This is a genomic window from Halorubrum sp. GN12_10-3_MGM, assembly GCF_005435235.1.
GTDB classification, from domain to species: Archaea; Halobacteriota; Halobacteria; order Halobacteriales; family Haloferacaceae; genus Halorubrum; species Halorubrum ezzemoulense.
Genome location: NZ_SGUB01000001.1, coordinates 179,922 through 200,228, shown reverse-complemented (window position 1 = coordinate 200,228; position 20,307 = coordinate 179,922). Strand labels below are relative to the sequence as shown.

Annotated in this window: 23 protein-coding genes; 10 read left to right on the top strand and 13 right to left on the bottom strand. The window is 66.2% G+C overall.

The genetic code is table 11. The features are described 5' to 3' along the window. The first annotated feature begins 211 nt into the window (after positions 1-211). Positions 212-790: a response regulator gene (locus EXE47_RS01055; protein ID WP_086219550.1), complete on the top strand. Its 579-nt coding sequence runs from the start codon at positions 212-214 to the stop codon at positions 788-790. 57 nt (positions 791-847) lie between these two features. On the opposite strand, the gene EXE47_RS18600 is transcribed toward EXE47_RS01055, so the two are convergent. Continuing rightward, the gene (locus tag EXE47_RS18600; RefSeq protein ID WP_167373079.1) at positions 848-1,009 is read right to left on the bottom strand and encodes a hypothetical protein; all 162 of its coding nucleotides are present in this window, start codon (positions 1,007-1,009) and stop codon (positions 848-850) included. 113 nt (positions 1,010-1,122) lie between these two features. Here EXE47_RS18600 and EXE47_RS01050 point away from each other — a divergent pair, with 113 nt between their 5' ends. The 3 genes from EXE47_RS01050 (at position 1,123) to EXE47_RS01040 (ending at position 4,462) form a co-directional block, all read left to right on the top strand. Next, positions 1,123-2,223, top strand: a complete 1,101-nt coding sequence (locus tag EXE47_RS01050; RefSeq protein WP_049930439.1) for an NADH:flavin oxidoreductase/NADH oxidase — start codon at positions 1,123-1,125, stop codon at positions 2,221-2,223. A gap of 92 nt (positions 2,224-2,315) precedes the next feature. Beyond that, a complete protein-coding gene (eis, locus tag EXE47_RS01045) occupies positions 2,316-3,569 on the top strand; it encodes an enhanced intracellular survival protein Eis (protein ID WP_089308298.1) in 1,254 nt (417 codons plus the stop codon). A 77-nt stretch (positions 3,570-3,646) separates the two neighbouring features. Next, on the top strand, positions 3,647-4,462 hold the full coding sequence (locus EXE47_RS01040) for a hypothetical protein (protein WP_089308299.1): 816 nt from the start codon (positions 3,647-3,649) through the stop codon (positions 4,460-4,462). A 9-nt stretch (positions 4,463-4,471) separates the two neighbouring features. Here EXE47_RS01040 and EXE47_RS01035 read toward each other — a convergent pair whose 3' ends face one another. From EXE47_RS01035 to EXE47_RS01005, 7 genes are all read right to left on the bottom strand, one after another. After that, complete coding sequence (locus tag EXE47_RS01035; RefSeq protein WP_089308300.1) at positions 4,472-5,221, bottom strand: sugar phosphate isomerase/epimerase; 750 nt, start codon at positions 5,219-5,221, stop codon at positions 4,472-4,474. 45 nt (positions 5,222-5,266) lie between these two features. Next, positions 5,267-6,340, bottom strand: a complete 1,074-nt coding sequence (locus tag EXE47_RS01030) for a methionine synthase (protein ID WP_086215646.1) — start codon at positions 6,338-6,340, stop codon at positions 5,267-5,269. Continuing rightward, on the bottom strand, positions 6,340-7,356 hold the full coding sequence (locus EXE47_RS01025; RefSeq protein ID WP_089308301.1) for a 5-methyltetrahydropteroyltriglutamate--homocysteine methyltransferase: 1,017 nt from the start codon (positions 7,354-7,356) through the stop codon (positions 6,340-6,342). The genes EXE47_RS01030 and EXE47_RS01025 overlap by 1 nt, the downstream gene beginning before the upstream one ends. A gap of 81 nt (positions 7,357-7,437) precedes the next feature. Continuing rightward, the gene (locus EXE47_RS01020) at positions 7,438-8,031 is read right to left on the bottom strand and encodes a HemK2/MTQ2 family protein methyltransferase (protein WP_049930429.1); all 594 of its coding nucleotides are present in this window, start codon (positions 8,029-8,031) and stop codon (positions 7,438-7,440) included. Further along, positions 8,028-9,224, bottom strand: a complete 1,197-nt coding sequence (locus EXE47_RS01015; protein ID WP_137703491.1) for a mechanosensitive ion channel family protein — start codon at positions 9,222-9,224, stop codon at positions 8,028-8,030. Before EXE47_RS01015 ends, EXE47_RS01020 begins: the two co-directional genes overlap by 4 nt. A 1-nt stretch (position 9,225) precedes the next feature. After that, positions 9,226-10,125 carry a 16S ribosomal RNA methyltransferase A gene (locus EXE47_RS01010; RefSeq protein WP_086220330.1) on the bottom strand — a complete coding sequence of 300 codons (900 nt, stop codon included), beginning with the start codon at positions 10,123-10,125 and terminating at the stop codon, positions 9,226-9,228. A 115-nt stretch (positions 10,126-10,240) separates the two neighbouring features. Continuing rightward, entirely contained in the window at positions 10,241-10,891 is a 651-nt protein-coding gene (locus tag EXE47_RS01005; protein WP_049930425.1) for a DUF655 domain-containing protein, read from the bottom strand. Between the two features lie 102 nt (positions 10,892-10,993). Here EXE47_RS01005 and EXE47_RS01000 point away from each other — a divergent pair, with 102 nt between their 5' ends. Both EXE47_RS01000 and EXE47_RS00995 read left to right on the top strand, forming a co-directional pair. After that, positions 10,994-11,797: a hypothetical protein gene (locus tag EXE47_RS01000; protein WP_089308303.1), complete on the top strand. Its 804-nt coding sequence runs from the start codon at positions 10,994-10,996 to the stop codon at positions 11,795-11,797. After that, entirely contained in the window at positions 11,755-12,495 is a 741-nt protein-coding gene (locus EXE47_RS00995) for a class I SAM-dependent methyltransferase (protein ID WP_049930684.1), read from the top strand. The genes EXE47_RS01000 and EXE47_RS00995 overlap by 43 nt, the downstream gene beginning before the upstream one ends. A 43-nt stretch (positions 12,496-12,538) precedes the next feature. On the opposite strand, the gene EXE47_RS00990 is transcribed toward EXE47_RS00995, so the two are convergent. Then, positions 12,539-12,973 (bottom strand): universal stress protein, encoded by a 435-nt coding sequence (locus EXE47_RS00990; protein ID WP_049930422.1) that lies wholly within the window; start codon positions 12,971-12,973, stop codon positions 12,539-12,541. A gap of 74 nt (positions 12,974-13,047) precedes the next feature. Then, positions 13,048-13,404, bottom strand: a complete 357-nt coding sequence (locus EXE47_RS00985) for an RNA polymerase Rpb4 family protein (RefSeq protein ID WP_049930421.1) — start codon at positions 13,402-13,404, stop codon at positions 13,048-13,050. 67 nt (positions 13,405-13,471) lie between these two features. Here EXE47_RS00985 and EXE47_RS00980 point away from each other — a divergent pair, with 67 nt between their 5' ends. Beyond that, a complete protein-coding gene (locus EXE47_RS00980; RefSeq protein WP_241988198.1) occupies positions 13,472-14,800 on the top strand; it encodes a tyrosine-type recombinase/integrase in 1,329 nt (442 codons plus the stop codon). 40 nt (positions 14,801-14,840) lie between these two features. Here EXE47_RS00980 and EXE47_RS18360 read toward each other — a convergent pair whose 3' ends face one another. Next, positions 14,841-15,014, bottom strand: coding sequence for a hypothetical protein (locus EXE47_RS18360; protein ID WP_158293583.1), 174 nt, complete (start codon positions 15,012-15,014; stop codon positions 14,841-14,843). Positions 15,015-15,478: 464 nt separating this feature from the next. Here EXE47_RS18360 and EXE47_RS00975 point away from each other — a divergent pair, with 464 nt between their 5' ends. Further along, positions 15,479-17,182: a hypothetical protein gene (locus EXE47_RS00975; protein ID WP_137703492.1), complete on the top strand. Its 1,704-nt coding sequence runs from the start codon at positions 15,479-15,481 to the stop codon at positions 17,180-17,182. An 11-nt stretch (positions 17,183-17,193) separates the two neighbouring features. Here the strand turns inward: EXE47_RS00975 and EXE47_RS00970 are convergent, their stop codons facing one another. Continuing rightward, on the bottom strand, positions 17,194-18,030 hold the full coding sequence (locus EXE47_RS00970) for an HNH endonuclease (RefSeq protein WP_137703493.1): 837 nt from the start codon (positions 18,028-18,030) through the stop codon (positions 17,194-17,196). Positions 18,031-18,208: 178 nt separating this feature from the next. Next, positions 18,209-18,529 (bottom strand): hypothetical protein, encoded by a 321-nt coding sequence (locus EXE47_RS00965; protein WP_137703494.1) that lies wholly within the window; start codon positions 18,527-18,529, stop codon positions 18,209-18,211. Between the two features lie 38 nt (positions 18,530-18,567). Here EXE47_RS00965 and EXE47_RS00960 point away from each other — a divergent pair, with 38 nt between their 5' ends. Both EXE47_RS00960 and EXE47_RS00955 read left to right on the top strand, forming a co-directional pair. After that, a complete protein-coding gene (locus tag EXE47_RS00960) occupies positions 18,568-19,299 on the top strand; it encodes a DUF4352 domain-containing protein (RefSeq protein WP_137703495.1) in 732 nt (243 codons plus the stop codon). A gap of 628 nt (positions 19,300-19,927) precedes the next feature. After that, entirely contained in the window at positions 19,928-20,299 is a 372-nt protein-coding gene (locus EXE47_RS00955; RefSeq protein ID WP_137707955.1) for a hypothetical protein, read from the top strand. The last annotated feature ends 8 nt before the right edge of the window (positions 20,300-20,307 follow it).

The following is a 20,307-nucleotide window of genomic DNA, read 5'->3' as shown; positions in this document are numbered from 1 at the left end:
GCCCACGGCGTCGCGCCGCGTGCGGCCCAGAGAGAGAAATCCTCCGTACGTCCGGGAATTTTCACCTAATACTACCGGATAATCGCGTTTGAGGGGCGTGACAACGGTGATCGCGGAATTATTATACCGTTCCCGCGGCTACTGTTGGTAGAAGGATTACAACCGTCGTAGTAAGTTATTCTTCGACGAGTCGTCGCCAGCGCCACAACCCATGACCGACCAGACACCGCCGTCCGAAACACACGCGGACACGACCGCGGCCACCGACCGAGTCGAAACGACCGTCAGCGAGGAGAACCGCGAAGCGCCGATCGCCGTCCTCCAGATCGAGCCCGACGCCCGCTCCGCGGAGCTCTTCGAGACGTTCGCCGAGCGGATCACGGACCGCGTCCACGTCCGGTCCGTGAAGCGCCTCGCCGACGGGGTCGACGCCATCGAGACCGGCATCGAGGTCGGCGGCGAGCGGGTCGCGGTCGACTGCGTCGTGACCGAACAGCGGCTCCCGGACGGGCACGGCGTCGACCTCACCGAACGGTTGCGCGAGGTCGACCCGGCGCTCCCGGTCGTGTTCCACAGCACGTGTCCGAGCGAGGAGTGCGAGGCGGCGGCGTTCGGCGCCGGCGCGGACGCCTACTTCGAGAAGGGATCCGACCGCGGGCGATACGACGCGATCCTCGACCGGATCCGCGCGCTCGCCGACGCGCAGCGCAGGGAAGAAGGGGGCACGGGAACGGCTGCGACGCCGCGGACCGCCGGTTCGACCGGAGAGACGCTCCGCTCGGAAGAGTGAACTCGACGGGCTGGGCGGGAGGAGACGCCGCGCCGGTCGAGCGCCGTTGAGGACGCGTTACCGTTCGAGATCGACGGTGAGGTCGGTCGCGATCCACGCGTCGGTGTTGCCCTGTTCGGCGAAGACGGTCCGCTCCTCCGAGCAGCGGGTCGCGGCGACCGTCGGTCGCTCCTCGGTCGCCGGCTCGGCGTCCGGCTCGATCCGGTCTCCCGTTGTCATTACACCCCGCTCAGGGAGCGGCGGGCATATAGATTTCGGTCGGCCTAAACCAGCGGCGGCGATCCGGGCGGGGGATCGGAGGGCCTTACGTCGCGGCGGTCGTGCGCCGATCCGTGACCGACACGCTGTTCACGCCGCTTTCGCTTCGCGACACCGAGTTCCGGAACCGCATCATGCTGTCGCCGATGTGTCAGTACTCCGCCGACGACGGCCTGGCCACCGACTGGCACCGGGTCCACCTCGGCGCCCGCGCCGCCGGGGGCGCCGGGGTCGTGATGACGGAGGCGACCGCGGTCGAGGCCCGCGGACGGATCACGCCGGACTGCCTCGGGATCTGGTCCGACGAGCACGCCGAGGCGATCGAACCGATCGTCGAGTTCGTCCGGTCGCAGGGTGCGGCGCCGGGGATCCAACTGGCACACGCCGGTCGGAAGGCCTCACACCGGCCGCCGGCCGAGGGGGGCGACCCCATTCCGGGGGACGAGGCGGACGGGTGGGAGACCGTCTCCGCGACCGGCGAGCCCTACCCCCACGCGGAGGTCGGCGAGGACGGACTCGCCGACACCCGCCGGCTGGACGAGGCGGGGATCGACGAGGTGATCGACGCGTTCGCGGCCGCCGCGGAACGCTCGCGCGACGCCGGGTTCGAGGTCGCGGAGGTCCACGCGGCCCACGGCTACCTCCTCCACCAGTTCCTCTCGCCCGTCACCAACGACCGCGACGACGAGTACGGTGGAAGCTTCGAGGACCGCACGCGACTCCTGCGCGAGGTCGTCGCGGCCGTCCGCGACGTCTGGCCGGACGGGAAACCCGTCTTCGTCCGCATCTCCGCGACCGACTGGCTCCCCGACCGCGAGTCGTGGGACGTGGACGACTCGGTGCGGCTGGCCCCCCTCCTCGCCGACGCCGGCGCCGACCTGATAGACGTCTCCGGCGGCGGCATCCACCCGGACCAGGAGCTCCCGAGCGCGGGGCCGGGATACCAGGTGCCGTACGCCGAGGCGATCCGCGAGGGGACCGACGTGCCCGTCGCCGCGGTCGGCGGGATCACGGAGCCGACCCACGCCGACGCCCTCGTGCGGAACGAGCGGGCCGACCTCGTGGCGTTGGGCCGCGAGCTGCTCCGCCATCCGCACTGGCCGCTAGAGGCCGCCCACGAACTCGGCGCGGACGTCGAGTGGCCGGTCCAGTACCGCCGCGGCCGGTTCGACTAAGCCGGCCGCGCGACCGGCCGCGGGCGGCGGTGGCGTGAGAACCACACGCAGGCGCCGGGAACACTTATCAGGCTCCCGGGTGCCGACGGCGTATGGGCGACCTCGACTACCGGCCCTTCCCGGAGAAGCGCGAGGACGAGTTCAGCGCGTTCATGCGGTACGCCTTCTCTCCCGAGCAGGGGCCGTACGACCCCGAGGCCGACGACGACGACCGCGAGCACCTCGCCGAGTACCGGGGGCTGTTCGACGGCGAGGAGGCGGTCGCGGTGTGCGGCCACCACGACTTCACGCTCCGGATCCGCGGGCGCGACCGCGACGCCGCCGGCCTCTCCGCGGTCGCCTCCCCGCCGGAACACCGGCGCCAGGGCCACATCGAGCGGCTCCTCCGCGAGTCGCTGACGGAGTACCGGGAAGACGAGATTCGGTACTCCGTGCTGTGGCCGTTCGAACACCCCTTCTACCGCCGGTACGGGTGGGGGACGGTGAGTCGATATCGGTGGGTGAAGACGCCGCCAGAACAGTTGGCGTTCGCGGCCGACGCGACTGACGGAGGTGACGAAACGGGGAAATTCCGGCGGCTCGACGAGGGCGACTACGAGGCGGCGGCAGACCTCCTCGCCGCGACCGCGGACCGGTACGACTTCACGATGGCGCGGACGGCGGCGTGGTGGCGCGAGAACACCCTCCGCGGGTGGCAGACCGATCCCTTCGTCTACGGCCTCGGACGGGACGACGACCTCCGCGCGCTGCTGTCGTACACGTTCACCGAGCGCGACGACGGCGACGGGAAGGCGATGGTCGTCTCCGACGCCGCCGTCGCCGACCCGTCCGCGTGGGACGAGGTGTTCCGCTTCTGTCGGGACCACGACTCGCAGGTCGAGCGCGTCCGGCTCCGCCTCCCCGCGGACGTGAGCCTCCTCGACCGCGTCGACGACCCGCGGGCGGTGACCGAGGAGGTTCGCGCCGGACCGATGTTCCGGCTCGTCGATGTCCCTGCGGCGCTGCGAGAGCTGGCCCCCGACCCGGATCTCGACGCCGAGTTCACGCTCGCGGTCGACGACCCGCTCGTCGGCTGGCACGACCGACCGATCCGGGTGACAGTCGCCGGCGGCGAGGTCGACGCCGAGCGGGTCGACGCCGGCGGAGACCCCGGAAGCCCGGACGACGCCGACGTAGCGGCGGGAATCGGCCCGCTCTCGCAGCTGTACGCCGGGTACCGCGGCGTCGACGACCTCCGGGCGCACGGCGCGCTGGACGTCGGCGACGGCGCTTTCGGCGAGGGGCTCGCCGCCGACCTCGGCGCACTCTTCCCGCCGCGGCCGACGTTCCTGCGCGAGGCCTTCTGACCGGCGGCGGTGCGGCCGGTCTGGGCCGGGCGCGACCGCTGCCGGGCTTTTTATCCGCGCGCGCCGTAGCAGGTGGCATGAGTTCCCGCGACCGACGCGACGACGACCTCGAGGAGCGGCTCGACGAGCTCGAGGACGTGCTGGGCGAGCTCCGGGCCGACCTCCGGGAGAGCGAGCGCGACCGCCGGGGTCCCCCGCGGCCGCCGCGGCTCTCGGAGCTAGTGCGGTTCACCGAGCAGTACACCATCCCGACGGTCATCGCGCTGCTGGAGACGACGATCAAGTCGCTCGAACTGCTCCGGGGGACGCTCCGGCTCGCGGACCCGGGGCGGAGCGTCGCCGAGGGCGCAGAGGGGGCGGGCGACCGCCTCGCGGACGTGCGCGACGGCGCGACTGCCGGGCTCTCGCGCTCCCTCTCGGAGCTCCGGACCGCGCTCTCGGAGGCCGACCTCCCCGAGGACGCCGCCTCGCGCTCGATCATCGCCGACGCGCGCGACCTCACCGCGGAGATCGAGTCCCGCATCGACGAGGGGCGCCGCGAGGCGGACGCGGCGCGCGACCGGCGGCTGGGCGGCGACCCCGACGGCGACCGCAACGCGCGGAGCCGAGGGGACGCCGAGGAGCGGTCCGACCGAGGCGACGGCGCGAACCCCGTCCGGATCGACGTGACCGAACCCGGCGAGAGCGACGACGCGGGCGACGAGGCGCCCGGTGAGGGCGATGCGAGCGGTGACGCCGCCGACGAGCCGCCGGAGGTCGACGTGGAGTCCGAGCTGGAGTCGATCAAACAGCAGGTCGACGGCGACGCGGCCGAGACGAGCGGCGATGCGGCCGACGCGAGCGACGACGCGCCCGGAGCGGACGACGAGGACGCGGCCGGCGGAGCGAACTGAGCCGCGGAGTCAAAAGGACGCGCCGAGGCGGTCGGCGACGCGCTCGGCCGAGTCGAGGAGCAGCGCCGCATCGTCGGTGAACACCTCCAGCGCGACCGTCCCGCCGAAGTCGTCGAGCTCGGACGCGACGAGGTCGTAGTCGACCTCGCCGGCCCCGACCGGGAGGTGGGTGTCGCCGCGGCGGCGCACGTCGTGACAGTGGAGGTGCGAGATCCGGTCGCCGTGGCTGCGGAGGAACCGCCTGATCGCCTTGTTGCCGCCCTCCATGTACGCGTGGCCCACGTCGAAGCAGATCGGCGTGTCGGTCTCGCGGGCGAGGTCGCCGAGGACCGAGAGCTGGAGCCCCGCGTGCTGGTGGCCGACGTTCTCGACGACGACCTCGACGCCCGCCTCGCGGCCGACGTCGGCGACGCGCCGGAGCTGGTCGGCCGCGGTCTCGCGGAACGCCACGTCGTCGCGGTCGGCGGAGGTGGCGTGGAGGACCGCCTTCTCCGCGCCGAGGTCGCCGGCCGCGGTCAGGAGCCGGCGCTGGTAGTCGACGATGGCGTCGTTCACCTCGGGGACGTAGCTGGCCAGTCGCTGGCTGTACGGCAGGTGGACGAGCAGGTCGCGGCCGCCGAGCGCGTCCGTCAGGCGGCCGGGGTCGACCTCGTCCGGCACGAGCGTCGGCTCGCCGACGCCGAGTTCGCAGAAGTCGAACCGCGCCGGCGACGCCGCGAGGCGGTCGAGGTCGTCGCCGACCGTCACCCCGATGTCCATGCCGGACGGTGGGTGCGGCGACTTCTTATAAATAGCGTCGGCGGATCAGTCGTCCGCGAGCGGGTTGTCGAGGTCGATGTCGCCGGCGTCGATCTCCGCTTCGACCTCGCGGACCGCGGTCACCATGTTCTCCGTCTTGCCGTACGCGATGTCGCGCGGGAGGAGCTTCAGCCCGCAGTCGGGCGAGATCGTGAGCTTCTCCGGCGGGACGACGCGGAGGCCCTGCCGGATGTTCGCTTTGATCTCCTCGACCGGCTCGACCTCGGCGGTGTGGGCGTCGACGACGCCGAGCGCGAGGTCGGGCTCGAACTCGGGGTCGGTGAACGTCGGGATCTGCTCGAAGTCGCCGTTACACAGCTCCACGTCGAACTCGTCGATCGGGTAGTCGTTGATCTCGGGGTAGATCCGCGAGTAGTCGCCGTAGCAGACGTGGAGGCCGATCCGGACGTCCTCGTCGATGCCCGAGACGATGCGTTCGAGCGCCTCGCCGACGATGGCGTGGTCCTCCGGCGTCGTCGCCAGCGCGGGCTCGTCGATCTGGATGTAGCGCGCGCCCGCCTCGACCAGCTTCTCAACCTCCTCGTTGACGAGGTCCGCGAGGTCGTACACGAGTTCCTCGGTGGAGGGGTACGCCTCGTTGAACGCCCAGAAGCCGAGCGTGTACGGCCCCGTGATCGGGACCTTCACCGGGCGCTCTGCGACGTTCGAGGTGAACTCGAACTCGTCGACGAGCCACGGCTCGTCGTACGCAACCTCCTCGACCACGCTCGGCTTGTCAAAGTAGTTGTGGCCCCACACCTTCACCGGCCCGTTGAACTCGTAGCCGTCGATGCGGTCGGCGAAGAACTCCACCATCTCGTTGCGGCGCATCTCGCCGTCGACGACCGTGTCGAGCCCGGCGCGCTCGTGTTCGTGCGTGATGAGCCGACAGGCGTCGTCGTGCGCCTCTTCGAGGTCGGACTCGTCGAACTTCGAGTCGGGGTCGTCGACGAGCTCGTCGGCGCGGTTGAGCCACTTCGGCTTCGGGTACGAGCCGACGACGGTCGTGAGCAGGAACGCGTCGTTCGGGTGGTCGTCCGGACGGAACTGGTCGCGGTTGGCGGACGGGTTTCGGACCATTAATCGAGCACCTCCGCGGCGTCGGCGAGGGCGTTCAGCTTCGCGCGGTACTTGTTCGTCGGCAGGTAGAACAGCTCGGTGTTCGGCGTGAGGTACGTCCGGTCGAACCCCTCCAGCGGGATCTGCGACTCGAACCACTCGACGCGCTCCGCGATCGTCTCCGGCTCCTCGACCAGCGTGTTCTGCCCGTCGACGAGCCCGAGCGACAGCGAGTCGGTCGAGCCGAACTCCTGGACGTTGTAGACGGTGTCGTCCCGGTCGCCGGCGACGAGGTCAAGCCCGAGCGCGTCCGCGCCCGCCTCGTCGACGAGGTGCGCGTACAGCTTCTCGCCGAGCGCGCCGTAGAACGTCTGGACGACCACGTCGGCGTCGGTCGCGTCGGCGACCGTTGAGATGGCGTCCGTCGCGCCCGCCTCCTCGCCCTCGGCGGGCGGGTTCGTGACGAGCGACGGTTCGAGGAGGAACAGCGTCTCGTGGTCGGGGAACGCCTCGACCTCGCCCGCGAGGAACTCGGCGATGGCGGCCTGGAAATCGGCCTCGTCGCCGCGGTGTTCGTCGGTCGCGAGGTCGGCGAGCGAGTACGGCCCGGGAAGCGTCGCCGCGAGCGACGCGTCGTCGACCCCGTCGGCGTCGGCGAGCAGGTCGGTCGCCTTCTCCAGTTCGCCCGCCACGTCGCCCGAGAAGTCGAGGTCGTCGACGACCCGCGGGTCCCGGTAGAAGTTGTTGTTGTCGTAGTACCGGACGATGCCGCCGGTCTCGACGGCGTCGCTGACGGTCAGCGGGTGCGCGATCATGTCGTCCCAGCGGCCCTGCCCCTCGGAGATCAGGTCGAGGCCGGCGTCCAGCTGGTCGTCGACGTACTCGGCGCGCACCTCGTCGTACGCCGCCACGATCGCCTCGCTCTCGTCGCCGCTCAGGAGGTCCCCCTTCTGGTGGCCCTTCAGGTCCGAGAGCGTCTCTTTCGCCCGGTCCGGGAGCGGATACAGCCCCGGCGTCGCCGCGACACGTTCGGTCATCACCGATCGTTGGATATACCGTCGTATAATATTTGCTAATGCGCGTTATGTTTTGTAGTAATCAGTTGCCGAGCGACCCCGCTACGCCCGACGCAACGCCAGTACCGTGAGCGTCTCGAAGGGGAACGACTCCTCGACGACGACCTCGTGGTCGAACCCGGCCTCCTCGATGAGTGCGAGCACCTCCTCGTACCCGGTGAGCGAGGAGACGAGCAGGAGGACGACCCCGCCCGGCGCGAGGACGCGCCCCACGTCGGCGAGGAACGGTTCGATGAGTTCCCGGCCGGACTCGCCGCCCGAGAGCGCGTGTTCCATCCAGTCGCTCCACTCGTTTTCGGGGTCGGTCGGGAGGTACGGCGGGTTGAAACACACCGTGTCGAACGCGTCCGCGCGGAACGGCGAGAGCAGGTCGGCGACGACGGCCCCGACGCCGCGGTCGCGCGCCTGTCGCGCGGCGTGCGGATTGAGGTCGCTGCCGACCACGTCGAGGTCGCGCTCGCTCGCCACCCGCGCGGCGACCCAGCCCGACCCCGTTCCGACCTCCAGCACGCGGCCGCGCGCCTCCGCGACCGCCGCCTCCGCGAGCAGGCCGGAGTCCTCGGCCGGCTGGTAGACGACGGCGTCGTCGAGACCCCGGCGCGCCGCGAGGTCGCCCTCGCTCGCGTCGTCGGTCATCGGTCGGCCTCCCCGGCGTCGCCGTCGGTCGCTTCGCCGGCGTCGTCGGCGTCGACATCGGCGCCGTTCGGGTCGGCGGAGCCGGGCCGCGTCGCCGCCCGGCCCTCGACCGCCGCGTCCAACTGCGGCCCGGAGGCGCCCTCGGCGCGAGCGGAGAGCGTCTGCTGCGGGAACGGGATGACGATCCCCTCGTCCTCGAGCGCGCCCTTCATCGCGTTCATCGCGGCGGTCCGGGTCCGCCAGCGCTTCCGCATGCTCGGGTTGCGGATCCAGTAGCGCAGGCCGAGGACGACCGCGGAGTCGTCGAAGCGCTTCGTCACGGCGTTCGGCTCGGGCATCTCGGCGACGTCCTCGACGCCCGCGACCGCCTCCTCGACGACCGCGACCGCGCGCTCGACGTCGGTGTCGTAGTCGACGCCGACCTCGACCTCCACCCGGAGCCGGTTCCGCCGCGATCGGTCGACGATCGACCCCGACCGGACCTCGTCGTTCGGCATCGTGATCACCTCGCCGTCGAACGACCGGAGCCGTGTGCTCATGATCGATATCTCGGTGACGGTCCCCTCGTGGTCGCCGATCTCGACCCAGTCGCCGACCTCGAACGGCCGGGAGAACATCAGCACGAACCCGGCCAGTATCGCCCCGAGCGTCTGGCGGGCCGCCATGCCGACCACGATGCCGAGGAACCCCGCGCCGACGAGGAGGCTGCCGACGTTGTCGGTGAACAGCCCCACCACCGCGAGGACCGCCGACGTGTAGACGGTCAGCTGCGTGATTCGCAGGATCACCTCCTGCTGGTGTTGCGAGATCGACGCGCTCTCCGCACCGATCTCGCGGATGACGCCCCCGAGGAAGTCGGTGAGCGCGTACGCGATAGCCAGGAGGATCACGCTGAGGACGACGTTCGACACCTGATCGGCGCTGAGCGCCGACTGCGCCGTCTCGAAGAGCGCGCCGCTCCGGTCCCACACCGCGATCAGCGTGATCGCCCCCGCGGCGGTGGCGACGCCGACCCCCGCCGACAGCAGGAGCCGCTGGGTGGAGGAGAGGTCTCGGTCGCCGTGGCGCAGCCGTCGCGTGAGGTACCGGACGATCAGCACGGCGGCGACGATACCCGCGGAGGCGGCGAACCGCTCCGCGTTGCCCGTGAGCGCGCGCTGAACCGCCGCCACGAGGCCGATCCACCCGGCCATGTCACGCCCCCGTGGGCGAGCCGCGCTCGCGGGCCAGCTCCGCCAGCGCGGCGAACGCCGCCGGGTCCAGCTTCCCCGGGCGACTGCGCAACAGCTCCTCGTCGGCCGCGTCGACGACGGCCTCCGGCTCGTCGAGCCCGGAGATGTGCGCCGTGTTCCGCACCGCGTTCCGCACCGTCTTGCGCCGCTGGGTGAACAGCGCCTTCACGAACCGGAGGAAGAACGCCTCGTCGCCGACGACGTAGTCGGGGTCCCGCGGCGCACAGCGCACGACGGCGCTCTCGACGGCCGGCTGCGGGTCGAACGCCTCCTTCGGGACGCGCTCGACGATCTCTACGTCGGCGTAGTGCTGCGCCGACACCGAGAGGCGGCCGTACTCGGACTCGCCCGCCGACGCCACCATCCGGTCGGCGAACTCCGCCTGGAACATCAACACGAGCGGCTTCTTCTCGGGGAGCAGGCGGAAGGCGATCTCCGAGGAGACGCCGTACGGGAGGTTGGCGACGCAGGCCGAGAACGGCGGGAGGTCGACGTCGAGCGCGTCGCCCTCGACCACGTCGAGGAGGCCGTCGGCGACGGCGGCGGCGAACTCCTCGCGGAGGAAGTCGGCGAACGCCCCGTCGCGCTCGATCACGGTGACGCGGCCGGAGTCCGCGGTCCCGTCGGCCGTCGCCGCCGCCAGCAGGCGGTCCGTGAGCGCGCCCGCGCCGCCGCCGATCTCGAGGAGGTGACTCCCGTCGGCGTCGGCCGGGAGGTAGCCGGGGATCCGGTCGAGGACCCGGTCGTCGACGAGGAAGTGCTGGTCGCGGTCGGGGTCCGCCCGCGCGCCGGCCCGCCGCGCGAGCGCGTCGGGATCGCGGCTCCCGTAGCCGGCGGCTTCACCCGTCGGTGAGTCGGTCATGGCCGGGATACACGCGGTGTTCGGGTAAAAGTCTCGTTTCGGGGGCGTCGCGGCGGCGGATCGCGGCGACTCCCGGTCGTGCCCACGGTCGCGGGGGGCACGGGCCGCCCGTCGCTCACTCCTCGCGGCCGACGAACGTCCGGTACTTCAGGTCGTCCTCGCGGATCTCCTCGACGATCCGTTCGAGGATCACCTCTCGGGGACGGTGGAGCCCGGAGATGCGCTCCTCGACGTCGGCGAAGCTCTCGAACGGCCCGCGCTTCCGCTCGTCGAGCAGGTCGTTCCGCAGCTTCTTGCCGATCCCCGGCAGCAGATTCAGCTGGTGGAGCCGGAGGGTGATCGGGCCCGCCTCGTTGTAGAAGTCGACGAACCGCTCCTCGTCGGCCTCGACGATCGCCTCGGCCGCGTACTCGATCTCCGCGGCCGCGTTCCGGGTGAGGCCGTCGAAGGAGACCTCTCGGTAGCGGCCGACGTTGGGCCCGTCCAGCCCGAGCCGGTCGCCGACGGAGACGTCCGCGTCAGCGGCGAGCATCAGCTCGTACAGCGCGAACGAGTCGTCGCCGAGCCCGTACGCCACCGGCGACTTGCGGGACTGCGGGCGGTCGTCGTCGGGACGCCCGTTCGGCAGCACGTCGAGGAGGACGGCGGTCGGTCCGTCCCGGCCGTCGCCGGCGGCGTCTTCGTCCGGCGTCTCCCCGGCGTCCGCAGCGGCGTCGCCGCCCGTTCGGTCGTCCTCCGGCGTCCCGTCGCCGTCGGCGTTGTCCATGTATCGTTTAACGCTCCGAGCGGTGAAAAAACCGCTGCCGGGGCCGCGGCGACGGCGGCCGCCGCCGGGCGGATTCAATAGCGTCGAGTGACACGTGATACCATGGCAGAACCGGAGCCGACGGCGGTGATGCGACTCGTCGAGACGTTCCCGGGGGGGACCGCCGGGGCGGGCGGAACGGATCGCGGCGGAGCGAGCGGAGCGGAGGACGCGGCACGGGTCGACGAGCTCCTCGACGGCGCGTACGGCGCGCTGACGCGGGACTGGTACCCCGAGCTCCGCCGCCGAGCCGCGGCGCACGCGGACGGCGACTGCCTCCGCGAGCGCGTGCTCGAACACGTCGAGGCGGTGCCGTCGTTCCGCCTCTCCGACGGGCCGACGCCCCTGACGGAGCGGCGAGAGGCGCTCGCGGAGGCGGCGGCGCTGCGCGACGAGGTCCGCGAGATAGCGGAGTGGTACGGCACGCTCCGGACGCGGCTGGAAGGGGACCGAGCGTCGCTGACGCGCGGCGAGCGGCTGCTCCACGACTTCGGATACGCGCTCGCGCACGTCCTGTTCCTCGGCGCGTCGTCGCCGAGCGCGGTCGTCCGGCGACTCCGGCTGGCGTACCGCTCCGTCGGCGTGCGGATCGACGAGACCGCGTCCGAGGCGGGCATCGAGGAGACGACGTTCACCTGCCCGTACCGGAGCGTCGCCGCCGGAACGTGCGGCGACCGGTGGGTCTGTCACGAGAAGCTGGACCGCGTCGACGACGGGTACGTGTCGTACCTGGCCGAGCGGGGGATCGCCTACCAGCGGCCGCGGGGCTGTACGGACTCGGAGCGGTGTCGCTCGACAGTCGCGCGCGACGGGCCGGCGCGGTGGTGGCCGAAGACCCCGCCGGCGGCCGTCGGCGTCGACTCGTGACCCGGGACCGTGACGGCGACTCCGTGGTGGCCGGCGATCCGGAAACGGATCCGCGTCGACTGCGTCGGATCCGCCGCGGCTACGACGCGTGGGCGCGGGTCTACGACTGGTTCGCGCGAGCTACGGCGTCCGTCGGCGGCGTCCGGGCCGCCTGCGTCCGCGCGCTCGACCTCGCCCCCGGCGACACGGTCGTCGAGTTCGGCTGCGGGCCGGGAGTGAACCTCCCCGCGCTCCGCGACGCGGTGGGGCCGAGCGGGCGCGTCGTCGGCGTCGACGTCTCGCCGCGGATGCTCGACCGCGCGGCCGGGCTCGTCGAGCGGCACGACTGGGGGAACGTCTCGCTCGTCGAGGGCGACGCCGAGCGCCCGCCCGTCGCGGCCGCCGACGGCGTCCTCGCGACGTTCGTCACGTCGCTGTTCGCCGACCCGTACCGGGTCGTGAGCCGCTGGTGCGACCTCGCGGACGCCGTCGTCGTCGCGGCGTTTGTCCCGGAGGGGAACGGAGCGGCGAACGCCGCGCTCCGGGCGTTCGTGGCGGTGAACGGTCGCCTCTTCGACGCGCGGGGCGACGACCCGCTCGGCAGGCTCGCGGAGCGCACCGCCGCCGCGCGTCGCGCGCTCGACGACGGCGCCGCGGTCCGGGAGCGCGATCAGCGGCTCTTCGGGACGATCGCCGTTGAGACCGGCCGGAACCGGTGACGCACGGGGGCCGACGACGCGGGGCGGGGGCGGCCGCGCGTGCTCACTCGGAGACCGGGACGGAGACGACCGTCGCGTCGGCGTTCCGGATGACGCGCTCGGTCGTGCTCCCGAGCAGGTCGCCGGCCGCCGCGTCGAGGCCGCGTTTGCCCATCACGACGGCGTCCGCGTCGACGGCGTCGGCGTACGCCGCGATCTCGTGGGCCGGGACGCCGGACTCGACCGCGGTCTCGCTGTCGATGCCGGCGTCCGCGACGGCCGTCGCGACCCGGTCGACCGCCGCTTCCAGCTCGTCGCGGCGCTCGGGGTCGTCGTCGTCGAACTTCTCCGGCTTGCCGGACCGGTCGTACATCGGGATCTCCTCGACGACGCCGAGGACGTGTACCGTCCCGTCGGCCGCCGTGACGTCGATCGCGTCGTCGACCGCGTCGAGGGCGGCGACGCCCTCGCCGGTCGGAACGAGGGTGGTCTGGTACATGCGGCTCGACATACGGGCGGAAATCTGAAAAAACGTGGCGACGGACCCCCCACCGGGCCGGAAGAATCTCGCGGTCAGGCGTACTTCGCGACGACGTCGAGGATCTCGTCGAGCTCCTCGCCGTCGAGCGAGTAGCGCTCTTGGGCGAACACCGAGCGGAGCTCCGTGCGGTCCTCCGGGAGTAGGTCGGTGATTTTCACGGCGGTCGGCACGTCGACCTGGTCGAGGTCGGTCAGCTCCTCGACGAGCTCGCGGGACTCGTCGGCGTCGAGGTCCGCGAAGCGGTTGACGTGTTCGATCGCGCGGGCAAGCTCGTAGCGGAGATCGCGGTCCTCGTCGGCCGCGCGCTCGTCTTCGATCTCCACGAGGATCTCCTTCGCCTCGGAGGTGGTGACGTACTCCTCGTCGAGCTTCTCTTTGAATATTGTCATAGGGTGTCGGTATTCACAAGAACTTTTTTGACGCTACTGTGCGTGGGTGATACCACGTGATCGGTTGATGCCACAGTCATATCCTGATTTCTATCAACGCAAACGGGAGTATCTATCGGAAGCCGTTGAGAGCGGGGAAGTGGCTTCCGAGGATAAGGAGGCAATAGAGGATGTGGTATATGCCTTCGATGAGGATCGGCCCGAGGTACCGAAACCGACGTGGAGTGATGCTCCCTCACGACTTACGTCATATCGGGAGGCGTCGACGCTCGCCAACTGGATGTACCACTTGACCATCTGGGCGAAGTATCTCACTCTCACCGATACGACGGCAAAAGAGATCAATCAGGTAGCGGGAAAGATGATCCGCGGTGAGCTTGCCGACAAAGACGAGATAACGAAAGGGTCGGCCCGAGCCTACCAAAATACGGCGCGGATCTTCTATCGCTTCCACGACGATCTTGAGGTAGATTACGATGAGATACAAGTGTTTGAACAACAGAGCACGGGCGTCGACCCATCGGATATGCTAACCCAAGAGGAGGTCGATAAGGTGCGTGAAGCGCCTGATAATCCGCGGGACGAGGCTGTCGTCTATCTCTTGCTCTACACGGGGCTTCGGAACACAGCTCTCCGAACGCTCCGAATCGGGGATGTCGATCTGGACACAGAGAACGGGCGGTACTACGTGAATACCGACGCCGATGGACTCAAAGACTTTTCTCGTCCGAACCAGCCCCGCCCGCTTCTCGGCGCTGTCGGGGCAATCCGTGCGTGGCTTCGGTACCACCCCGACCCCGACAACGAAGATGCGTATCTCATTACAGGACGCCCGAAGTGGGGGCGGGTCGATCCCACAGAGCCAGTCTCGGATCGGACTATCTCACGGGTGATGGAGAAAGTAAAGGAGGAAACGGGGATCGACAAGCCACTTCATCCCCACATGATGAGACACAATTTCGTCTCAATCTGTAAACGGGAATATAACCAAGACAACGAAACGGTGAAATTTCTGATCGGCCACGATCCCGACAGCAACGTCATGAGTACGACGTACAACCACCTTTCAGGGGAAGACTACGCCGTCAAAGCCGAGATTGGTGCGGGAATCCGCGAGGAGGGAGAGTCCTCGTTATCCCCCGAGGAATACTGTCCGAGTTGCGGGGAGCCGCTACCCGACAACGCGAAGGCCTGCGTTCGGTGCGGGACCGTGTTCACGCCCGACGCGAAGTCGGCACAGAATGCGATAGAAGACGCGGTACACGAAGGCGCAATGGAAGCAGACACGGACGCCGAAAAGGACGCTGTCGACGCCGTCCGCACGTATATCCAAGAGAATCCAGAAGTCGCAGCAGAGAACCCTGAGCTTGTAGAGAAGTTTCTGGGAGACGAGTGATTTGGCCCGCGGGAACGACGGGTGCGTCACCGCACGAGTATCAGTCGGCGGGCGTTTCCGTCTCGCCACGGACCGAGGCTGATACCACCTGCCGTTCGTCGCCGCCCCCCTCGACTTCGAGGATGAAGCGGGCAACGTCGGCGGCGGGGTTGTCGGCCTCTGCGAGAGTACGGACGTGTTCTGTGGTGACGGTCTGAGTATGTCCTTTTGTCATTGAAGACCTGTCGGCGCAACCGTGTGACGGGTTGTCCAACAAAGGATCACGTCCTATCTCTCGCATTACACGATTTGTGTGTCCACTATTTGAATCCCACGGCAGAACTACCGAACGAGCGTGAAACCTTGCTGTCCGATATATAAGTTTATCTTACGTTCACACACCTAATCAAGATTTTTGTATCCACACCACGAACTACATAGTAGACTAACCAGTCCGAGTTTCGCTCGATAAGGTGGGGGAACGAGGCGCACTAACGCCTCTGTGAGACAGACACGATGGGACTGTGTCCGTATCATTCTACGTTCTCTCCGCTAAAAACGGTTCGGGTCAATCGGATCCGCGACGAGTGACGCCGTCGGGTCTGTCAATCCAACGATGGCAGACACCAGCGAAAACGACGACAGTAACGCGACGGAACAGATCAAGGATGTCGACGACAGCGGACGGGGGGTCGAATAGTGTCGACGGGACTATCCGCCGATCTACAAGATCGCTACGACCCTGACGACGGACGCGATCCCTACCGTCAGCCCGCGGTCCTTCGTTGTGCGTTTCAGAAACACGTCTTATCGCTTCGAGACGCTGCCGAGGCAATTAGCGAGGCGTTTGATATTGATGTGTCGAAAAGTACCGTCGGTCGTGCGAAGAAGGAATACGACATCCGTCACGCGGAAAAAGACGGGGTTTTCGCAGACGTGCTGGAAGGAGTCGATGGAACAGAGCCAGGGCAACCACCGAGTTTCTATATCCAGCGAGAGGATTCGACGCCAGTCCACCCCTACGACACAGACTGCTTCGAGCCAGTCCCGTTAGAGGGGGGTGGTGCGTGGGACGATACACTGTCGACAACACCCCACTTCCGCCCTTCTCATGACTCCCAATCTACGGAGTCACCCACTCACACCAGCAATCCCAACTCAGACCGCGGGACAGGGGTATATAAAGGCCCGACTGACGTGACACCGAGTGATTACCGAGTCACAAAGCAGCACAGAGACGAGTCATTGGTCGCGCCGCCGTCAGCCCCGTATAGCGAGGACTTCCCTGCGAAGTATGTCGCCTGTGGGTGCGGCAACTGCGACGAGCGTCACTTCCTTGACGGCGACGGGGGATCGATTGACTGTCCCGCACCCATCCCCGTGACCCTCGCAGGCGCTCGTCGTATCTATCGCAAAGCCGAGGGCGCGAACGTCGCTGCCGATGACCGCGACGGCGACGACGTACAGCGCGGGACACAGAAATACTCGAAAACGACAAAGGCGGACTCGGCGGCGTTCCGAGCAAACGGCCCGAATCCAACAAACGGCGACGGCTACACCGCCAACGGGCCGATTTGTACGGACCACATTACGACGGTGCTCGTAAGTCTCCGTCCGTCGCCCACAGATGTCCGTGAGAAGCTCGTGACGCCGTACACGCTCGTCCAAGATACGAAGGACTCATGGGCCGAAGCCCGCGACGAAATTCCGAGAAACGTCGGAGAGGGCCTTCTCTCGTACGTGTGGAGCCTCGCAGGGACCGATGACTGGGCCACGCCGCACGTCCATTGCTACCTGTATTACTATGACCGATTCGACGCCGTCGAACGTTCCGATTTCACTCGGATGGTGACGAGATACCTCAACGCGGCAGCCTTCGGGTCCGTGGAGTCACACATAGAGATCAAAGACGACGGGGATGACGGGAAACCGCATGACGGCGGGGACTCCCGTGGCGGTGGGGACTTCGATGGTGAAACCACCAAACAGTCCGCCGCCAACGACACCGCCGCCGTCGAAAGTCAGCCCGTCGAGTACGCCCCCGACGACGTGGAACTCACGGACGGCGTCGTTCGTGTCGAACCTGACCCACTCCTCGCCAACCCCGAGAGACTGTCAGCAAAGACGAGCGGGACGGGTGTGTTTGACGACATCCTTCGTGACGAGACGGGCGCAGACCGACTCACCGACGGCGACGTACAATCCCGTGGGGCGATTTACCTCGCAAAGCAATTCCCGCAACTCGCGCTCAAAGGGGCCGAACCTGACGCCGCGGTCGAGACAGCAGCGTTCATCGATGTTGCCTCAGACAACCGCCACACGTTCGGCGGCAGTCAGAATCACACGAAACTTGCTGATGCGATGGACACCCTTCGAGAATTTGAGGCGGAGTCTATCCCATAGGGTCGACCAGATTAGTTGTGGTTTGGTCCGTTGGTCTCCATGTCCATGGTATACCGTTCTCGTATCTTTCCGTAGTAGGAGGTGCCTGAAGTCTCACAGCGGGACAGAGCGTATGAAAATGCGACTGCCATGAGAGCGGTCCAAGATCTAATGAGACTTCCCTCTGGTACTATCCCTCCAACAATACCAAGTGCGAAACAAACAGGGACCGCTAACAGGAGTACACTAATTGTCTCCTTTCTATACGGACTCGTCCAGAGAAGGATTATCGGGATACCAAAGAGGTAGAACGATGAGCTGAGGCTGATTAAGCCCACGTCGGAGCTTCCACTTAGAATGAGAACCACAAATCCAAACAACATAGTCCCATACAGAATCCAACCGAACGAGCCGACCCACGTCCGAGTAGGCATCCGACGAGAAGGACCACTATCGCCCGCAGACGCTTCTTTGCTGGATGTATTGGCACTATCTGAATCGTTGTGGTTCTCTGTATTGGACTCAAAGTGTTCATCCGCAACTGCCTGAAGGCTCTCACTTGCCTGCGTCGAGGACTGCCAGTCGTCTAACCCTGCGTTCTGTCCACGACTCCCACTACTCACGTTCGACATCTTCGGGATGTGGTGATCGTGGGCTTGGTTGTGACAATCCCGACAGAGCGTCACAAGATTGCTCGTGTCGTGTGATCCGCCCTTGCTTTTAGGCACAATATGATGGCAGTGTAGTTCGGCGTTCCCTGCCGCGCCACCACGTCGACCACAGTTCTGACATTGATATTCGTCCCGCTGGTAGACCGCACGGCGACGTTCATCCCAGTCGTGTGGGTACGAGTCCCACCCGTCAGCCATTACACAAACGGACAGCGAGTCAACCAATAAGCGTTTGGCAGGGTTTTGCGCGCGTGCGCATGTCACCCTACGAAGGGTACGTATCCTCCCCGTTGAGGGACGGTACGGGACGGCGGGGTGGTTGCCCGCCGTAGTCCATTACAGAACATACCCGAGAAGCGGGCAAACAGAGGTGAACTTATTCCCTCAGCAAATAGCGCCAACGCGGCGTAATTGTATCGTCCGTAACGTCGATGCCTGCTTCTTTCAGCCTGTCATAGAACAGGCCTACATCATTAGTTAGAATCTGCCCAATTTTCTCCTCCAACTGCGAAATCTTCCAGTCGCCATCGATCTCTGTGGGATATGGGATGATGGCTAAACCACTATCTATAATCACTATATTTACTGAATAGATCGGGGAGCTGTTGTGATACACAAAGGCTGTGTCTGATTTACAGGGACCAGCGTATATTTCAGTTCCTGTAACTCCTCGACTCTCGACGTGCGTAATGTTCACTCCCAAAAGTATAATGTGTATAGTAGTAATGTAGTCATATGGACATAACACTTGGTAAAATTGTTAGCTATGTAGTTGGCATACCGCTGGTTCTTGTTTCTCTGCTGCTTACGATTCAGTCATTCCTTGGCTTAGTGCCATTAGTGCTAGGACTGCTCATTCTCCCGCCGATTAGACGCTTAATCGCTAGTAGAGCAGGGATTAATTTTTCGCGTGGTGCTACTATTGGAATCGGAACGTTCGCAATAATAGCTGCCGTCGCCGTTCTTCTTGTTGTCGCGTTATCAGGTGGCGGCGGTGGTTCCATCCCAGGAGCAGATGTCTCGAATGTTAGTGTCTCAGCTCAAGATGCTTCACCACCAGACGCCAGTCAATCACTTGAAATCAGATGGAACTCCCGAGCACAGTCTGCTGTCGATTTGGACGCGGAGGATCTTTCCACTTATAGATCTAATGATGGAGAGAAGTTTGTCGTTGTACGGATGGAAATCACAAACACAGGCGACAATCAGATAGAGTTGACACCACGGCTACTACGATTAGAATCTAATGGAGTCGTATATGATTACCAGGGACTGTTCGGCTCTGGTAACAGCCTATCCAGTGTCTCTCTCAACCCTGGTGCGTCATACTCAGGGCTGACCGTATTTTCTGTGCCAGAAGATACGTCATCGGCTCAGCTTCAAGTAAATCAAGAGGCATACTTTGATCAGAATGTTTCGGTTTCGTTTACTGAGGACACAGATCTGGCTATGAACGTATCCGACTAACAGTTGTCGGCCCACCAACTTGCTCGGGACTACCTGACGTGAGGGTGAACGATTTGACGTAGGTAGATGTTTGACACTATTTGGTAAAATTCTGTGAGTGAGTCGGCGGGGTGATCGGGATTCTTCCCTCACACAACAATCCCCGTGGGGAGTCCTGCGGGCCGACCTATCCTGTGCGGAACGCACAGCGGTATCCCTGCCCGCAGGGGTGCCTGTAACCCGTGAATATCCACGGCAAAACGGCGCGAAGGGGAACACCTCCCTACATGTTGATATACTCTGTCTGCTCTGTAATCAACGTGGTGGTGGGTTAGAGCGCCTAAAACGCCTCTGTTTGGGTGTCTGTTTAAAGAAGTATCAAAATCCAATAGTTTCAAGTGGTATCCGCGATACAGTCTATACGTCGAACCCGCCCCAGGCAGAAGATGCCCGCGGTGTAGGGACCGCGAGCGGGTGGGTTCGATGTCAGAGCAGAACCCATGTCGACCAACGCAACCACGGGCGATAAGCCCAACGACGGACGCAACAGCGACGAGAGTATCACGGAGACGGCGGCGACGGCTCCGCATCCGCTCCGAGCGGAGATAGCGAAATGTGCGCCTTACGCGGCGAATCACGGTGATTCACTATGAGTCAGTCACACAGTTGGACGTGGAACACGGAGCGCACCCCCGACTTTGGCAGTATGTCGACCGTTCCGATCCCTTCGGACTCCGCCGTTCGGGACGTGGCTGGCAACGCCCGCTGCCTCGATGCCGACGCCGACGTGGTGACTGCCAACACGCACGGCTTAGTTCCGCCACAGATTGCCCTCGATCAACTCCTGTTCAATCCCGAGCCGACCCGCCCCGAGATCATAGAGGAGACGATCGTCGTCTATCTCGCGGAACCGCTCCACGTCGAGGGGCGGGATCGGGACGGAGTGATCCGTGCGACGATCCGCGCCGACGTGGAGACACATGAGATAGAGTCGGTGGAGCTGACGGCAGAGCTAGCGTAAAGCACCCG

What these genes read in the sequence shown, in the direction of transcription:
- EXE47_RS01055 (WP_086219550.1), top strand. Translation starts at nt 212, where the DNA reads ATGACCGACCAGACACCGCCGTCCGAAACACACGCGGACACGACCGCG.
- EXE47_RS01005 (WP_049930425.1), bottom strand. Translation starts at nt 10,891, where the DNA reads ATGGACAACGCCGACGGCGACGGGACGCCGGAGGACGACCGAACGGGC.
- EXE47_RS01040 (WP_089308299.1), top strand. Translation starts at nt 3,647, where the DNA reads ATGAGTTCCCGCGACCGACGCGACGACGACCTCGAGGAGCGGCTCGAC.
- eis (WP_089308298.1), top strand. Translation starts at nt 2,316, where the DNA reads ATGGGCGACCTCGACTACCGGCCCTTCCCGGAGAAGCGCGAGGACGAG.
- EXE47_RS00955 (WP_137707955.1), top strand. Translation starts at nt 19,928, where the DNA reads ATGAGTCAGTCACACAGTTGGACGTGGAACACGGAGCGCACCCCCGAC.
- EXE47_RS00985 (WP_049930421.1), bottom strand. Translation starts at nt 13,404, where the DNA reads ATGACAATATTCAAAGAGAAGCTCGACGAGGAGTACGTCACCACCTCC.
- EXE47_RS00970 (WP_137703493.1), bottom strand. Translation starts at nt 18,030, where the DNA reads ATGGCTGACGGGTGGGACTCGTACCCACACGACTGGGATGAACGTCGC.
- EXE47_RS01020 (WP_049930429.1), bottom strand. Translation starts at nt 8,031, where the DNA reads ATGACCGACGACGCGAGCGAGGGCGACCTCGCGGCGCGCCGGGGTCTC.
- EXE47_RS01000 (WP_089308303.1), top strand. Translation starts at nt 10,994, where the DNA reads ATGGCAGAACCGGAGCCGACGGCGGTGATGCGACTCGTCGAGACGTTC.
- EXE47_RS01015 (WP_137703491.1), bottom strand. Translation starts at nt 9,224, where the DNA reads ATGGCCGGGTGGATCGGCCTCGTGGCGGCGGTTCAGCGCGCGCTCACG.
- EXE47_RS00980 (WP_241988198.1), top strand. Translation starts at nt 13,472, where the DNA reads ATGCCACAGTCATATCCTGATTTCTATCAACGCAAACGGGAGTATCTA.
- EXE47_RS01025 (WP_089308301.1), bottom strand. Translation starts at nt 7,356, where the DNA reads ATGACCGAACGTGTCGCGGCGACGCCGGGGCTGTATCCGCTCCCGGAC.
- EXE47_RS00960 (WP_137703495.1), top strand. Translation starts at nt 18,568, where the DNA reads ATGGACATAACACTTGGTAAAATTGTTAGCTATGTAGTTGGCATACCG.
- EXE47_RS01030 (WP_086215646.1), bottom strand. Translation starts at nt 6,340, where the DNA reads ATGGTCCGAAACCCGTCCGCCAACCGCGACCAGTTCCGTCCGGACGAC.
- EXE47_RS01010 (WP_086220330.1), bottom strand. Translation starts at nt 10,125, where the DNA reads ATGACCGACTCACCGACGGGTGAAGCCGCCGGCTACGGGAGCCGCGAT.
- EXE47_RS01035 (WP_089308300.1), bottom strand. Translation starts at nt 5,221, where the DNA reads ATGGACATCGGGGTGACGGTCGGCGACGACCTCGACCGCCTCGCGGCG.
- EXE47_RS00990 (WP_049930422.1), bottom strand. Translation starts at nt 12,973, where the DNA reads ATGTACCAGACCACCCTCGTTCCGACCGGCGAGGGCGTCGCCGCCCTC.
- EXE47_RS18360 (WP_158293583.1), bottom strand. Translation starts at nt 15,014, where the DNA reads ATGACAAAAGGACATACTCAGACCGTCACCACAGAACACGTCCGTACT.
- EXE47_RS18600 (WP_167373079.1), bottom strand. Translation starts at nt 1,009, where the DNA reads ATGACAACGGGAGACCGGATCGAGCCGGACGCCGAGCCGGCGACCGAG.